General features: G+C 56.9%; 13 protein-coding genes and 2 tRNA genes. 13 read left to right on the forward strand and 2 right to left on the reverse strand.

Annotated features, from left to right (window positions below):
* Positions 1 to 24: 24 nt before the first annotated feature.
* Complete coding sequence (locus ACX80D_RS03645; RefSeq protein WP_459321269.1) at positions 25 to 255, reverse strand: hypothetical protein; 231 nt, start codon at positions 253 to 255, stop codon at positions 25 to 27.
* Between the two features lie 200 nt (positions 256 to 455).
* Here ACX80D_RS03645 and dnaG point away from each other — a divergent pair, with 200 nt between their 5' ends.
* The 9 genes from dnaG to deoC all read left to right on the forward strand — a co-directional run bounded on the left by dnaG (position 456) and on the right by deoC (position 9,934).
* Positions 456 to 2,381: a DNA primase gene (gene dnaG / locus ACX80D_RS03650; protein ID WP_459321270.1), complete on the forward strand. Its 1,926-nt coding sequence runs from the start codon at positions 456 to 458 to the stop codon at positions 2,379 to 2,381.
* 62 nt (positions 2,382 to 2,443) lie between these two features.
* Positions 2,444 to 2,519, forward strand: a tRNA-Asn gene (locus ACX80D_RS03655).
* Between the two features lie 126 nt (positions 2,520 to 2,645).
* Positions 2,646 to 2,718 (forward strand) — tRNA-Asn (locus ACX80D_RS03660).
* A 471-nt stretch (positions 2,719 to 3,189) separates the two neighbouring features.
* Complete coding sequence (locus tag ACX80D_RS03665) at positions 3,190 to 4,200, forward strand: LacI family DNA-binding transcriptional regulator (RefSeq protein WP_459321271.1); 1,011 nt, start codon at positions 3,190 to 3,192, stop codon at positions 4,198 to 4,200.
* Between the two features lie 49 nt (positions 4,201 to 4,249).
* Complete coding sequence (locus ACX80D_RS03670) at positions 4,250 to 5,218, forward strand: ribokinase (protein WP_459321272.1); 969 nt, start codon at positions 4,250 to 4,252, stop codon at positions 5,216 to 5,218.
* 87 nt (positions 5,219 to 5,305) lie between these two features.
* Positions 5,306 to 5,674 (forward strand): D-ribose pyranase, encoded by a 369-nt coding sequence (gene rbsD, locus ACX80D_RS03675; protein ID WP_459321273.1) that lies wholly within the window; start codon positions 5,306 to 5,308, stop codon positions 5,672 to 5,674.
* Positions 5,675 to 5,711: 37 nt separating this feature from the next.
* A complete protein-coding gene (locus tag ACX80D_RS03680) occupies positions 5,712 to 7,199 on the forward strand; it encodes a sugar ABC transporter ATP-binding protein (protein ID WP_459321274.1) in 1,488 nt (495 codons plus the stop codon).
* A complete protein-coding gene (locus ACX80D_RS03685; protein WP_459321275.1) occupies positions 7,199 to 9,199 on the forward strand; it encodes an ABC transporter permease/substrate-binding protein in 2,001 nt (666 codons plus the stop codon). The genes ACX80D_RS03680 and ACX80D_RS03685 overlap by 1 nt, the downstream gene beginning before the upstream one ends.
* Positions 9,200 to 9,259: 60 nt before the next feature.
* On the forward strand, positions 9,260 to 9,934 hold the full coding sequence (gene deoC, locus ACX80D_RS03690) for a deoxyribose-phosphate aldolase (protein ID WP_459321276.1): 675 nt from the start codon (positions 9,260 to 9,262) through the stop codon (positions 9,932 to 9,934).
* Between the two features lie 66 nt (positions 9,935 to 10,000).
* Here the strand turns inward: deoC and ACX80D_RS03695 are convergent, their stop codons facing one another.
* Positions 10,001 to 11,221, reverse strand: a complete 1,221-nt coding sequence (locus ACX80D_RS03695; RefSeq protein WP_459321277.1) for a multidrug effflux MFS transporter — start codon at positions 11,219 to 11,221, stop codon at positions 10,001 to 10,003.
* Between the two features lie 321 nt (positions 11,222 to 11,542).
* Between ACX80D_RS03695 and ACX80D_RS03700 the strand changes: the two genes are divergently transcribed.
* The 4 genes from ACX80D_RS03700 (at position 11,543) to ACX80D_RS03715 (ending at position 15,241) form a co-directional block, all read left to right on the forward strand.
* On the forward strand, positions 11,543 to 12,382 hold the full coding sequence (locus tag ACX80D_RS03700; RefSeq protein ID WP_459321278.1) for a phage holin family protein: 840 nt from the start codon (positions 11,543 to 11,545) through the stop codon (positions 12,380 to 12,382).
* Between the two features lie 90 nt (positions 12,383 to 12,472).
* Positions 12,473 to 13,093: a CDP-alcohol phosphatidyltransferase family protein gene (locus ACX80D_RS03705; RefSeq protein ID WP_459321279.1), complete on the forward strand. Its 621-nt coding sequence runs from the start codon at positions 12,473 to 12,475 to the stop codon at positions 13,091 to 13,093.
* Positions 13,090 to 13,977 (forward strand): DMT family transporter, encoded by an 888-nt coding sequence (locus ACX80D_RS03710; protein ID WP_459321280.1) that lies wholly within the window; start codon positions 13,090 to 13,092, stop codon positions 13,975 to 13,977. Before ACX80D_RS03705 ends, ACX80D_RS03710 begins: the two co-directional genes overlap by 4 nt.
* A gap of 58 nt (positions 13,978 to 14,035) precedes the next feature.
* The gene (locus ACX80D_RS03715; RefSeq protein ID WP_459321281.1) at positions 14,036 to 15,241 is read left to right on the forward strand and encodes a glycosyltransferase; all 1,206 of its coding nucleotides are present in this window, start codon (positions 14,036 to 14,038) and stop codon (positions 15,239 to 15,241) included.
* The last annotated feature ends 51 nt before the right edge of the window (positions 15,242 to 15,292 follow it).

Here is a 15,292-nt window from a genome sequence, read left to right on the forward strand (position 1 = left end):
CTTGAGGGAGGTACTGTGCTGCCGCTACAGGGCCGGGGTGTAACCGCTCATCATGGTGGAGATCTGGTCCAGTTGTTCGGGGCTGGCCGTGTTGTAGATCAGGATTGCCACTGCCGAAAGAATGACTGAGAGTGCAATGGCAGCGGCGAAGAAAATGGCAATAACCTTGCTGTCATGGTCCATGCCCGGGCGGGCGGCGAGGCTCGTGTCCGGCCCCTGCTGCGTGGATGTGGTGTGGCTGATTGCCGTGGTCATAGGATTCCCTTTGGCTTGATATTTGATGTGGTTTGCGACTCTTGAAGGAATCGACTTCCACGCCATTGGGGCCCTTCCAGTCTAGGCACGAATAACCGCGGCAAAGTCGAAATTGTGGGTGATTCTAGCCACCCGAGAGTTCTCCACAGGGATGCGCATGGTGGGAATCGCGCTGGCTGGATCTCACGTAAACTGGCCCAGTGGCTGGCCTGATTAAACGTGAAGATATAGATGAGGTGCGGACTCGCACCGACCTCAAGGAAATTGTTGACTCTTACGTCACCTTGAAATCAGCGGGGATTGGTTCCTTCAAGGGCCTGTGCCCCTTTCACGATGAGCGCAGCCCCTCCTTTCACGTCCGCCCGCAAATGGGCTACTTTCATTGCTTCGGCTGCCAGGAGAGCGGCGATGCTATCTCTTTCATTCAGAAAATGGATCACATTTCATTCTCTGAGGCAGTGGAGAAACTAGCCGGTCGCATTGGCTACGAGCTGCGCTATGAGGATGGCGGAACTGGTCCGCGTCGCGAAGATGTAGGCAAGCGTCAGCGCCTGCTCGACGCCCACAAAATCGCCAGCGAATTCTTCCGCGCACAGCTTCTCACCCCCGCCGCAGCCGCTGGCCGGCAATTTCTGGATGAGCGCGGCTTTGACCGTGAGGCCGCTGAACGCTTCGGCGTGGGCTTTGCTCCGCAAGGCTGGGATGCCCTCCTGAAACACCTGACGGGGAAGGGCTTCACACAGGATGAGTTGAAGCTGACCGGCATGTTTTCCGAGGGCCAACGTGGCATTTATGACAGGTTTCGTGGACGACTCATCTGGCCCATCCGCGATATTGCCGGGGACACTGTGGGCTTCGGTGCCCGCAAACTCTTCGACGATGACCAAGGGCCCAAGTACCTGAACACCCCGGAGACCAGCCTCTATAAGAAGTCGCAGGTGCTCTACGGCATCGACTTGGCCAAGAAGGCCATTGCCTCCAAACGCCAACTCGTGGTGGTGGAAGGCTACACGGACGTCATGGCCTGTCACCTGGCGGGTGTGGATACCGCCGTCGCTACGTGCGGCACGGCCTTTGGAACCGATCACATCAAGGTCGCCAGACGCCTACTCTCCGATGATGGCACTGGAGGGGAAGTGGTGTTCACTTTCGACGGCGATGCAGCCGGCCAGAAAGCTGCGCTGAAGGCCTTCGATGAGGACCAGCGCTTCACGGCGCAGACGTTCGTGGCCGTTGAACCCTCCGGTGCCGACCCCTGCGAGCTGCGTCAGCGCAAGGGTGATGAGGCTGTTCACGGGCTCATCCGTTCACGGCGGCCGCTCTTCGAATTCGCTATTCGCACCACCTTGGCCAAGTTCGATCTGAGCACCGTTGAGGGCCGTGTCAGTGGCCTGCGTGCCTCGGCCCCCGTGGTAGCTGCAATCCGCGACGCTTCCACCCGGATGGGCTACAGCCAAGAACTCGCCGGTTGGTTGGGCATGGCAGATCCCAATGAGGTTCTGCGTGCGGTCAAGGGTGCCGAGCGGCGTGCCCACACCCAGCCCGGTCACCAGCGGACAGGGACGGGGCAGCAGAACATGAGGAACGACGTCGTTCGTCCTCAGCAGGTTGCGGCCGCCTCAGCAGAGGTGGAGCAGGCGCCGCCCACAGTAGCCCGTCCTGATCCGCGCGATCCGCAGGGCCGGATGGAGCGGGAGGCGTTGGAGGTTGTTCTGCAGCATCCTGGGTACTTATCGGCGGGGAACTGGCAGCATTTTGCCGCGACGGAGTTCGTAGTGCCGGCGTACAAGGCTGTGCAGCAGGGGATCTATCAGGCGGGGGAGTCGCAGGTGGCGTCGTCGCAGTGGCTAGAGGCCGTTCGGGAGCACGTTCCGCCGGAGCTGGGATCTCTGGTGGCTGAGCTGGCGCTGAGTCCATTGCCAGCCACGCGTGAAGAGACGTTGATACGGTATTGTCGGGACATTCTGCGCAGGCTTTTTGAGTTGCAAATCACACGGCTCAAAGAGGAACGCTTGGGGGCCTTACAGCGCATGGATCCGTCCGTTGATCCAGAGAGCTACAACCTGCTCCAGCGCGAATTAATGGAGCTGGAAACGGCTCGCAGACAGCTGCGCGGGGACGGGTAGCGAGCCTGGAACGGCCCGATTTCACAACTGGGCAACCCTTTGTTATTGTTGTTCCTGCACGATCCCCTATAGCTCAATTGGCAGAGCGTTCGACTGTTAATCGAAAGGTTCCTGGTTCAAGTCCAGGTGGGGGAGCCAAAACAAAAATTGTCTCCGGTCCCAACGTGGGCCGGAGGCAATTATTGTGTTGAGTGTGCGGAAATGATCGGGTTTGATCTAATTTGATTTCAACTGTGAATTACTGCTAAGATTTACTTGCCGCATTCCCCTATAGCTCAATTGGCAGAGCGTTCGACTGTTAATCGAAAGGTTCCTGGTTCAAGTCCAGGTGGGGGAGCTTTATATATAAAGAATCCCCGTACTCCATGTGAGTGCGGGGATTTTTTGCATTTAACCACTGAGGCGTTTCGCTTACTGGTGGTTAGGGGTTAGCTAGTGGCCTCCTCGAGTCCGGAATCGCGGGTTAGGCTCCTCGAGTCCTCAGATCTGGCCCCCTAAAAGCGTTTTAGGGGGCCAAACCTGAGGTCTCGCGGTGAGAGGTTTAGGGGTGCCCCCATTATTAACCAGTCCACCGCTCCGCCGCCAACCCGCCGCCAACCCACCCCTCCGGATGCGGAGTATTTAATTGTGGAGTGTGGGGTTGCACTCACATCTGAAAACGTTTACAGTGATCTAAGCAACTGAAAACGTTTACACTAGATCAGTGACACGCGATCATTTGCTCGTCAGATATCAGCCGGATGCGCTTTCCAGTACCTAGGAATTTTGCGCACGAATCATTCGCAAAGACTAGAAGGAGAGCGCACACATGGCAAACATCCACGATGTTGCGCAACGTGCTGGTGTTTCCATTGCCACCGTCTCGCGCATGCTCTCAGGCGAGAACATACGCAACCGGGCGGCAGTGGAAGGCGCTATCGCTGAACTGGGCTACCGGCCTAATGCGAGTGCACGCGGACTTCGACTGGGGCGCCACCACACCATTGCCGTCATCGTCCCAGATATAGGCAACCCCTACTTTGCGCGGCTGGTCCGCGGCATCGAAGAACGAGTCATCACCAAGGGGTTCCGCATCATCGTTGTAAGCAGCGATGAGCAGTTCACCGCTGAACGCGAAGTCTTGGGTGGTCTCATCGATGCCGTGGACGCAGTAGCCATTGTTCCCGCTGAGGCCAGCGACCGGACGCACAAAATGCTGAAGGAACTTGGTAAACCAGTGGTCCTGATCGACCGCACCGTCGGTGCGAACCCAGAATTTGATCTGGTCCACGTTGACAACGCCGGGGGAGCCCGGATGGCGGCGGAACACTTGATTGCACTGGGACACCGCCGTATTGGCATCATTAGTGGCCGTCAGGAAACGTTGCCTGGGCAAGTTAGGCACACGGAGTTCTTGAAGACTCTTCGGGCAGCCGGCATTGAAATACAGCCTGAAGATACAAAAATCGGAGAGTTCACCAGAGCATTTGGCCAGCGTGCTGCGCAGGAAATCATAGCTGCCAATACCGGAATTACTGCTGTCTTTGTTGGGAACAACACCATGGCCCAAGGTGCTCTGTTGTCATTGCATGCGGCTGGAATTTCCATTCCTGAGCAACTTTCTTTTCTCTGTTTTGATGATTTCGATCTGGCGGAACTGCTGCCCTCTCCTGTGACCGTCATTTCACGTCCCGCCATGGTTGAAGGTCATGCAGCAGCAGATCTGTTACTTGCGCGCATCGAAGATATGGACACCGGAAGACAACGGGATTTCAGGCACAAGGTTCTACCCGTGGCACTGACTGTCCGGCAATCGTGCGCCGCACCCGCAACGCCCTGAACTAAACAACAGGCTTCAACACAACACTTTCAATCCCAAAGGAACCCCCATGACGTTTACTGTGCCCAAATATGGCAGTGTTTTGATGATCGGCAGTATCACCTGTGACCTCACCAGCTTCAGTGAGAGACTGCCCCAGCCCGGTGAAACCGTGCTTGGTGACTCATTCACTATGGTCCTAGGCGGAAAGGGCGCCAACCAGGCGTTGGCTGCTGCGCGAGCAGGCAGCAGCGTCTCACTGATCGGCAGCGTCGGGGACGACTCATTTAGCGAGCTCGTGCTGGGCACCTTGGCGCAAGAGCAGATCAATACCGATCACGTGCTCCGGAGCAAAGGAGCTACCGGCATTGCCCATATCAGGGTTGATTCCTCAGCTGAAAACGACATTGTGATGATTCCACTGGCCAATTCACTCTTGAGCCCCCAACACGTCCGGGAAGCACTCACTGCACCCACCATGGATGCCACTGTGGCACTGATTCAGCTTGAAATCCCGCACGATTCCGCCCTGGAAGCTGCTAGAGGCTGCAAAGCACGCGGAATTACCGTCATTCTTGATCCTGCACCTGCACCAGAGCAGCCGCTGAATGAGGAATTTTGGCAGTACGTGGACATCGTTACGCCCAACGAGACTGAAGCTCAGGTCATGACGGGCATCAAGGTTTTTGACCAGGATTCTGCCATCGAAGCCGGACGTTGGTTCAAGGATCGGGGCGTCACCCGCGCAGTGGTGACGCTGGCGGGGGCAGGCGCAGTCGTCGTCGAACGAACGGGTGGCCAAGGTGACACCTCAACGCAGATCAGCTTGCAAGAGCCCTTTAAAGTAACTGCCGTTGACACCACAGCGGCAGGGGATGCCTTCTCTGGCACCTTGGGCAGTGCCCTGGCCCAAGGGCTCTCCTGGGAGGACGCATTGCGTCGGGCCATGGCTGGCGGCGCCCTGGCTGTCACTGTTGCCGGGGCCAGCCCCAGCCTTCCGCAGCGCGAAAGCGTCGACCAATTTCTGGCAGCCAACTAGGCGCGTTGCACATCTAGATCTGTTTTCAACAAGCGCCAGAACTTCTATAACCCCTCTACAATCCCTCTACAAAGCGGTGGAGTAATAATGCGAAAAAACAGCGGTACCCTCAACCCGGTCTTGTCCCGGGTCATTTCCGAACTCGGTCACACCGACGAAATTGTCGTGACCGACGCCGGTCTGCCCATCCCTCACGGCGTGGAGCGGATCGACCTGGCGCTCACGGCCAATGTTCCAGAGTTTCTGCAATGCCTCGACGTGGTTCTGGCAGAAGCAGAATTCGAAGGAGCCATTGCGGCAAGCGAGATCACCACCCACAGCCCTGCGCTTTACACTGCATTGCGTGAACGGCTCGAGGAGCACATGATCCCCCTTGAACTCGTGCCCCACACGGAGTTCAAAGCCCGTACCTCACAATCCAAGGCTGCCGTTCGGTCCGGTGAATTCACTTCATAAGCCAACGTGATTCTCATTGCTGGGGTGGTGTACTGAGATGACAATTTCCCTCAAGGGCATCACCAAGTCTTTTGGCCCCAACCATGTTTTGCGCGGCATTGACCTCAGTATCGAGCCCGGCGAAATCGTGTCCCTGGTCGGTGAGAACGGCGCAGGGAAATCCACCCTTACCCGAATCATTGCCGGTGCATACCAACCCGATTCCGGCCAGATCATGATCGACGGCGAACCGCGTCATTACAGCGTCCCGCAAGACGCCATGGCCGACGGCGTTCAAGTGATCTACCAAGAGTTGAGAAACAATCTCTTCCCTCAGCTTGATGTCGCCTCAAACATCTTCGCCCACGATGGAACTGGCGAGTTTGGCCGCTTCTTTGTCAATAAGGACAAGATGCATCGGCGTGCCGCTGAGCTACTCGCTCAGGTAGGAATCAACGTCGATACACGCTTGGCCGTTGAGAAATTAAGTTTCGGCGAACAGCAGTTGGTCCAGATCGCTCGATGCCTGAACCACTCTGTGCGGTTGTTGATCTTGGATGAGCCAACGGCTGCCCTGGATGACAGGGAGTCAGAGATGCTCTTTAGCCAGGTGCGGAAACTGCAAGCGTCTGGCGTATCCATTATTTACATCAGCCACCGGCTACCCGAGGTATTTGCGCTCTCGGACCGGATCGTAGTGATGCGAGACGGCCAGGTTTCTCTGAGTGGAACGCCTGCGGAACTGAGCGAGAAAGTGGTGGTTGCCGCGATGGTGGGTGGCGACGTTGAGAACTTCTATCCGAAGGAACACCACGCTACAGACCGGGTCCGGTTGGACGTTGCGAATCTGCAGGCCGACGGCGTCAACGGTGTCTCCTTTCAGGTTCACGCAGGCGAAGTTCTGGGGATCGGTGGTGTCATGGGAAGCGGAAAAGGCGATGTTCTCCGAGCACTTTTCGGTCTGAACGCTCACAGCGGATCCGTTAAATTGGACGGCGAAACTGTCAGCCTTTCCTCCCCGAAGCGCGCTATCAATTCAGGAATCGCCTACCTGACACCGGATCGGCAAGCAGAAGGACTGACTCTCGCTCAGCCCATCCCCCATAACGAATCACTGGCAACTTTGGCAGATATCACACGCAACGGCGTGGTATCTCGAAAAGCTGAATGGGAACGGTGCCAGGAAATTTCAACCCGGCTCAGTATCAAGTGCAACAGCATCGAAGACGCCGTCGGAACACTCTCTGGTGGAAACCAGCAGAAAGTGCTGCTGGCCAGGTGCCTGTTGAGCAACCCCGCCATCTTACTGATGGAAGAACCTACACGCGGCGTAGATGTAGGAGCTAAAGCCGAAATCTACTCCATCATCAATGACGTTGCCGCCCAAGGCGTAGCAGTGGTCCTTGTTTCATCCGATCTTCCCGAATTAGTCGAAATGTCAGACCGAGTACTGGTCATGCGAGAAGGCAGCGTCAATGCTGAACTGTCCGCACCCGCATTGACCCAGCAGGCTGTCCTTGAATACGCAATGGAGACCCTAAGCTAATGAAAAAAATATCAATCTTCAGCGATCAGCTGCGTGCTGTTTGGATGTTGGCGTTGGTGGCCATCGCCCTGGTCTTCGCCACGCCGTTGTTTTTGCAATCCTCGAATATGCTCAACATTTTGTTGACAGCCGCAGTGGTGGCACTGATCGCCGCGGGCCAGACGTACGTCATTATTCTGGCCGAAATCGACCTGTCCGTAGGTGCGGTGTTGGGGTTCAGTGCCATCATCACTGCCTCTGTGATGAGCACCCATGGACCCGTAGCCGGCCTGGCCGCTGGTCTGCTCGTGGGAGCTTTAGCAGGAGCCATCAACGGACTGTTGGTAACCAAAACAAGGATGCCTTCATTCATCGCAACCTTGGCCACCATGTCCATTTTTGCTGGTCTTACCCTGCAGTTCTCCCAAGGTAACCCGGTCAAAGTCACCAGCGAGTCATTTCTCTTCCTTGGTCAGGGACATATATTAGGGATCCCCACCCCGATTTGGATCATGGTTGGCGCTACCGTACTGTTCGGTTACATCCTTGCCCGGACGCGGTACGGCCGTGAGCTGTACGCCACCGGTGACAACGAAGACGCTGCGCGTCTTGCCGGAGTCAACACCGCTCGTGTGAAGATCATGGCATTCATGATTTCCGGTGTGCTGGCAGCCGTTGCCGGGTTCATCCTCACAGCTCGGCTGGGCACCGCCCAGCCCACCGCTGGCACCGGTCTTGAGCTCTCTGCCATTGCAGCTGTCATCATTGGCGGTACCAGTTTGGCTGGCGGTCGTGGTGCACTTCTGGGCACCGTGGTTGGTGCCGTCTTGCTGTCCATGATTGACAATGGGCTGAACCTCTTGAATGTTTCGCCGTTCTTGCAGGGAGTAGTTAAGGGTGCAGTGATCCTGTTCGCTGTCTACATCGATCGCAACTCGGGTGTTCTGATGCGGATCTTCCGCCAGCCACCGCCATCTGGCCGGAAATCATCCGCCGGCTCCTCCGCTTCCGGAGCCTTGGAAATGGGTGCGCGGGCACGCACACCTCAGATTGCAGCTGTGACCATTCTGGCGTTGCTGGTGGCAGGCGCCGGTGTGACCACCATTGTTCGCAACAATAATGACAATGACGCTATCGGCTCCGACAAATCGGCCACGCTGGTCATTTCCACTCTCAACAACCCGTTCTTTGTCTCAGTGGCCGATGGTGCCAAGAATGAGGCAGCAAAATTGGGGCTGGCCCTGGACGTGCAAAACGCGAACAACAATGACACTCAATCCTTGAACCAGGCCACCACCGCGTTAGTGAAAAAGCCTGATGTGCTAGTTCTGGACCCCACGTCCAGTGAGGCCGGCGGGTCCATTACCGTGCAGGCAAATGAAGCCAACGTACCGGTTGTAGCCTTTGACCGCATGCCGGATCAGGGCAAACTGGCAGCTTTCATTGGCTATGACGCAGTACAGGCTGGCCGTAATGGCGCACAAGCACTGTGCGAAGCAATGGGCGGAACTGGAAAAGCAGCCGAGCTTCAGGGAATTCTAGGCACCAGCGTGGCTCGTGACCGCTCTAACGGGTTCCAAGCGGGCATGAAGGAATGCCCTGGAGTTGAACTGGTAGCGGTGCAGTCAGGAGACTTTGATCGCGGCAAGTCCTTGGACGTTACAACAAACATGCTTCAGGCTAATCCCGGCATCACCGGAATTTATGGGGCTAACGATGAAATGGCGCTCGGTGCCGTGGCAGCCGTGAAGTCTCGTGGGTTGCTGGCTTCGATCAAGATCGTTGGAAACGATGGCATCGGAGACGCACTCGATGCGATCAAGAACGGTGAAATGTATGCAACTAACGCAGAATCCCCGTTTGCTTTGGGCCAGGCCGTCATCAAAACCAGCCACGCAGTAGCAACAGGGGAAACCGTTGAGGAGTCCCTGGTACTGCAAGGAAAGCTTGTCACCGGTTCCAGCGTCAGCGAATTCTGTGGCTACCTTCGCGACCTAGGCGACGTAGACACCTGCAAGTAGAAATGTCAGGCCGTGCCTGACAAAGCCCGGCCTGAGAAGATATAGAACGACTATAAAAGGATGAAAACAATGAACCTGACCCCGGAAATCTTGGCCCAGATGGTCGACCACACGTTTTTGCAGTCCACAGGGACACAGGCCGAAGCCGAGTCGGCTGCAGCGGAAGCTGGGCGACTGGGAGCTTACTCCGTGTGCGTCTCGCCGTCCATGTTGCCACTGGCAACTGCCACGTCCAAGATCGCTGCAGTGTGTAGTTTTCCCTCCGGCAAACACCACAGCCAGATCAAAGCAGCGGAAGCCCACTTGGCAGTAGAAAATGGTGCGCATGAGATTGACATGGTCATTGACGTAGGAGCGGCCTTGGCCGGAGACTTCGACAGTGTCCACAGCGACATTGCAGCAGTTCGCGCAGCGGTCCCTGCGCCCACCGTTCTGAAAGTGATTTTGGAGACGGCTGCGCTGACCGATGAACAAATTGTTCGTTGCTGTGAGATCGCAGAGAGCTGCGGCGCTGATTTTGTCAAGACCTCCACAGGCTTCCACCCCGCCGGCGGTGCTAGCGTTCACGCCGTTGAACTGATGGCCAAAACTGTGGGTGGCCGGCTCGGAGTTAAGGCCTCTGGCGGAATTCGTGACTGGGCCACGGCCCAAGCCATGGTCGACGCCGGAGCCACGCGGTTGGGGTTGTCCGGCACCGAGGCTGTCCTGAGTGGCAGCACCTCCGAAGGTTACTAGCTCAATAAAGAACAAAGGACCCGTTATCCCTGCTAGGCCAGGGATAACGGGTCCTTCTGCATTCGGCTAGATCGCTGGGACCATTCGTGGCCGCACAATGAGCCACAGGGCGGCCATCGCGAGCAGAATGGAGCCGCCCATAATGACGGCCATGGGGGTGGCGGAGGATACCCCGATGAATCCCACCACCGGGGTGATCAGGCCAGCGAAACCAAAGGTTACTGCGCCCAAGAGTGATGCGGCAGTTCCGGCCTGTTTGCCATTGCGTGCCAGGCCCAAGACCTGTACGGACGGGAACATGAACCCTGTGGCGCAAATAAAGAACCACAGCGGCACAATCACACCCCAGAGGCCAAGGCCCATCTGGTCACAGATAATCATGGCCGCAGCTGCAAGTACTTGGGCTACCGTGGCCCCTGCGATGACCCACTGCGGGCCGGTGTGGCGCATGATCCGTGAAGCGACTTGGACGCCAGCCACCACGCCTACCGAGTTCACAGCGAAAAGATATCCATATTCTTGCGGAGTGAAACCAAAGGTGTTTTGGAAAAGGAACGTTGAGGCAGAGAGATAGGTAAACAGTGCGGCGAAGTTAAATCCGCCCACAAAGAGTGTGCCGACAAAGATTCTGTCGCTGAACAACGCTCTATAGCGGTCGGCGACACTTACGCCGTCGGACTTCCGCTTCTCAGGTGGCAGGGTCTCAATGATGAAGACAGAGGCTGCCACGACGACGAGTGCGCCGTATGCGGCCAAGAACCAGAAGATGCCCGGCCAATCCATGATACCCAAGAGCTGGGACCCAACAACGGGGGCCAGAATTGGAGCCATACCGTTGACTAATGCCATGCGGGAGAGCATTCGTACCAACTGGTAGCCGCCGAAGAGGTCGCGGACCATGGCCATCGCCACAACACCGCCACCGGCGGCGCCGATGCCCTGCAGCACTCGGAACACGCCCAACATGGTGATGTCTGTGGACATGGCCGCGCCAACGGACGCGCCGACATGCAACGCTGTGGCCAGGATCAACGGCATCCGGCGTCCGAATTTGTCGCTAAAAGGGCCTACCACCAGCTGGCCGGCTGCGAAGCCGATTGTCGTTGCGGTCAGGGTCAGCTGCACGGCGGTGGCGCTGACGCCGAACTCCTCGCCGATGACGGGAAATGCGGGGAGGTAGAGATCAATCGTGAACGGGCCAAGAGCGGTGAGTAGTCCTAGTACGAGAATATAGATCAGCTTTTGGCGGCGGGATAAGGAATCGCCGGGGTGAACGGTGGTGGTCAAGTAAAGAATCCTCAAAAATGGGGGCGTTCGCGTTGTTTAGGTCTTGTGGTGAAAGAGTGCCACTTCCTGAATTATGTAGTGCCCCTGTAAAACGGTGCAACTAGGGTCCAAGTCGTATAAGTTTCACTCCCCTGTGGGCAACTGAACAGGGACCTTTCCTATTCCGCATCGGCTCCACGGCAAGTGAGGGCCCACGGCTGGGTTGATGGATGGTAATTTTGTCATTACGGAAGTGCTCCCGCGAAGGTGGCACTACAAAGATTTCGGGTTCGTGACGGTTTCAACCTTTCGACACGAACACACACGATGGAGGCGGTCTCAGTGACGGTTGTGGATAAGGATCTGCATATCGCGGCGGACGAAAACTCGAAGAACCATGGTTCTGCGCTGATTGATGCAGCGAAGACGGCCTCCCGGCTGCTGCCACGACAAATCAACGATGAAATTGCTTTGGCGAAGCTGGAACTTGAACACAAGAAGGCCAAGGTGGGCGGGGTGGCGGTCTTTGCCGCCCTGGCTTTGGTGTTCACAGTGTTGCTGGTTATAGCCCTCGTGGTGGCCGCCGTCGCTGGTTTGGCTACCGTCATCCCGCTTTGGCTCTCGGCTCTGATCATCTGCGGAGCACTCCTGGTGGTTCTTGGCGTCAGTGCCCTCATTGGCTACTTGAAGTTCAAGTCGCTACTGCCGTTGCTTCCCAAGCATGCCTGGCGTGGGATCCGCCACGATATCGGCATCATTAAAGAGGGCCGCGAGTTTGACCCAGCTACTTTGGAGCCAGAGGAGCTAACCAAGGAAGAGAAAAAGGTCGCCGCCGCAGAAGCCGACGCAGCCGCAGCGAAGGCTAAGGCAGAACGCGCCGCTAAGGAAGCAGAGCACGGGCCCAAGGCTAGCGAGACTGAACTCTTGGCACGCACTGCCGCGCGACGCGAACACCTGTTGGGCTTGCGTGAAGAACTTGTTTCAGAGGCCGATGTGAAGAAGCAGGCCACGTACTTAGTGGATAGCGCCAAGATTCGTGTACGGGAAACCGTCAACAAGGCCGCATCTGGTGCGGTCGGCCATGCAGTGGAAACAGCGAAAGAGCGCTGGAAGCCCTTGGCTGTCTTCGCCGTGTCTGCCGCCGTTTGTGGGCTGCTGCTGCGAAAGTTGTTGAAGAAATAATCCGCGACCAAAGTACAACGAGTCACGGGACAGGCAGAATCGGTGCTGCGCAGGCAGCCCGTGATGCTTTTTCTGGGGAAAGTGAATGAGATGGCCGACAACTCAGCAACGAACATTGATACGTCCAATGCCATTGTCACCATCCCCAACATCATCACAGTGGTCAGATTCCTGGGCACGCCCTTATTTGTCTGGCTAGTCCTCAGCAAGCAGGAATATGGATGGGGCGTTTTCGTCCTGGCCCTGATGGGCTGCACCGACTGGATCGACGGGTTTGTTGCCCGCAAGCTCAATCAGACCTCGCAGCTGGGCCGGATCATGGATCCGTTAGCTGACCGCGTGGCGCTGGTGGCCGTCACCATCACCTTGGTGCTGGCTAAAATCCTCCCCTTATGGCTGTTATTGCTCCTGGTAATTCCCGACGTCGTTCTTCTGGCGGTAACGCTGTACTTCTTCCGCGGAGACGCGGACCTCAAGGTCACTATGTTGGGCAAAACACGGACGGCCGCGCTCATGGTGGGTACGCCCATGTTGCTGCTGGCTGAAGCCTTGGATTCCGATTTCACCTTTGTGTTGGCGTGGGTGATCCTCGCCGCCGCAATGCTCATGCATGTGATCGCCTTCAGCCAGTACATGGTGGCGGTGCTGGCCAAACACCGCCACCTGCACCTGCCAGCTGGGACGAATGGCGCTGATGAGGGCCGCCCATGATGTGGGTTGCCGTTGTGTGCGCTGTAGCAGGGGCTTTTTTCCTCGCCTTTGGTGCACAACGCCAAGGTAGCGCTGTGAAAAACAACACGGGCGGGCTCGCACTGGGCGGGTCCGGTTTTGTGCGTTTACTGACCAACCCTCGTTGGGTGTTGGGCCTGACGCTGCTGGGTATTGGAACAGCGCTGAACGTGGTGGCCCTGACGCTGGGGACTTTGACGGTGGTGCAACCCATCGGTGCAATAGCTCTGGTGATTACCACCATCGTGAATTCGCGCGATGAAGGGATTCGGCTTAACCGGGCCACCGTGGTTTCAATCACCGCGTGTGTTGCCGGTAGTGCGCTGTTCGTACTCCTGGCCGTCAATGCGGTCAAGGAAAATACTCAAGTTACTCCCACTGAAGAACTGACGGTGGTGATGTTGCTGGCTTTGGCTGTCACAATTTTCGGTGGTGCCTTCATCCTGTTCAAACGGCGCCTGAAATCGTTTTTCTACATTGTTGGCTCCGGCGTGCTCTTCGGTTTTGTCGCCGTATTGACGCGCATCATCTCCAAACAGATCTTCGATCCCAACGGTTTATACTTCCTGAATGTGCAGTGGTATTCGGTGATCGCCATCGCTGCAGCGGGCGGGCTGGGTAGCTGGTTCGTCCAGAGTGCATACGCGAGCGGACCCCCCGATTTGGTGATTGCAGGCTTGACGGTCATCGATCCCATTGTGGGAATTGCCATTGGAATTGCTATTTTGGGTGAGCTTCACGACGATGTACCCGCCGTCCTGGCGATTGCCATGGCCGGGGCAGCGATCCTTGCTATCGTTGGTGTAATCGCGTTGTCAAGGCATCATCCGGATGTGGTGAAGCGGCGTCGAGCTGCAAAGAACTAACAACGTTAATAATGAGCCTGCCCGTTGGGCAGCAAAGAATCCACCAGGAGTTTTATCCGTGTCATCAACCCCGAGTGAAAGCGCCCAAAAGCCGCTTACCATCTTGATTGCGGCAGATACCTATCCGCCCCACATCAACGGGGCAGCGCAGTTCTGTTTCCGCTTAGCGACGGGGATGACGGCCAGAGGCCATCAGGTTCATGTCATGGCATGCCGCGCCGACAGTGGCCCCATGTTTACCGAAAAGCGTGCCGAGGCCACGGTGCACAGGCTCCGGTCTCGATCCGTTCCCACTCATGAGTACTTCCGGATTAGCCTTCCATGGGAAATCAAGAAAGACATCAAGGCGCTCTTTGATGAGATCAACCCTGACGTGGTGCATGTGCAGAGCCATTACATGGTGGGCGAGCACGTCGTTTATGAAGCTGCGCGACGAGGCATTCGAATTGTTGCCACCAATCACTTCATGCCGGAAAACCTCAACCCGTTCCTCCCGTTTCCGCAATGGTTCAAGAACATTGTTGGCAAAGTTTCCTGGCGGGACATGGGCAAGGTCATGAGCCGTGCTGACGTTGTCACAACTCCGACGCCGCTGGCCGCCAAAGCCATGCATGAACACGCGTTCCTGCGCAAGGTGTTGCCATTGTCCAATGGCATTGAATCAGGCAACTATGAATTAGCCGCGGGTGAAACCATTCCTCGCAACCCATACCCGACCATCGCCTTCGTGGGCCGCTTGGCTGAGGAAAAACACATTGACGTGCTCATTGACGCTTTGGCTAAGACGCCTGCCGATCTGAACCTACACCTCGTGGTGGTGGGTGGCGGCGAAGTCAAGAACGCGCTCAAGGCTCAGACCGCCAAGCTGGGATTGTCTGCGCGGGTCTCGTTCACAGGCTTGATCAGCGATGAAGAATTGCGCGAGGTCTACCTTAAAGCCGATCTCTTCGTCATGCCAGGGACCGCTGAACTGCAGTCACTCGTGACTCTGGAAGCCATGAGCGCCTCCACTCCGGTGGTTCTAGCCAACGCCATGGCCCTTCCGCACTTGGTTGAAGACGGTGTCAACGGCTACTTGTTTAGGCCCAACGACAGCGATGACCTGAAAGAAAAGATCACCACCATCATGCGTCTGTCACCGGAAGATCGCGCCGCTATGGGTGCGGCGAGCCACTCCATGGTGGCCCGTCATGGTCTGACCAAGACTCTTGACACTTTCGAGGACCTTTATCGTGGCGGAACGTACGAGGATCACGCGGATTAGCTCCGCATCATCTAAGATCGTAAGAGTGCTTTTCCCTTGGACCATCTAGTC

Source organism: Arthrobacter sp. Sr24 (assembly GCF_054511175.1).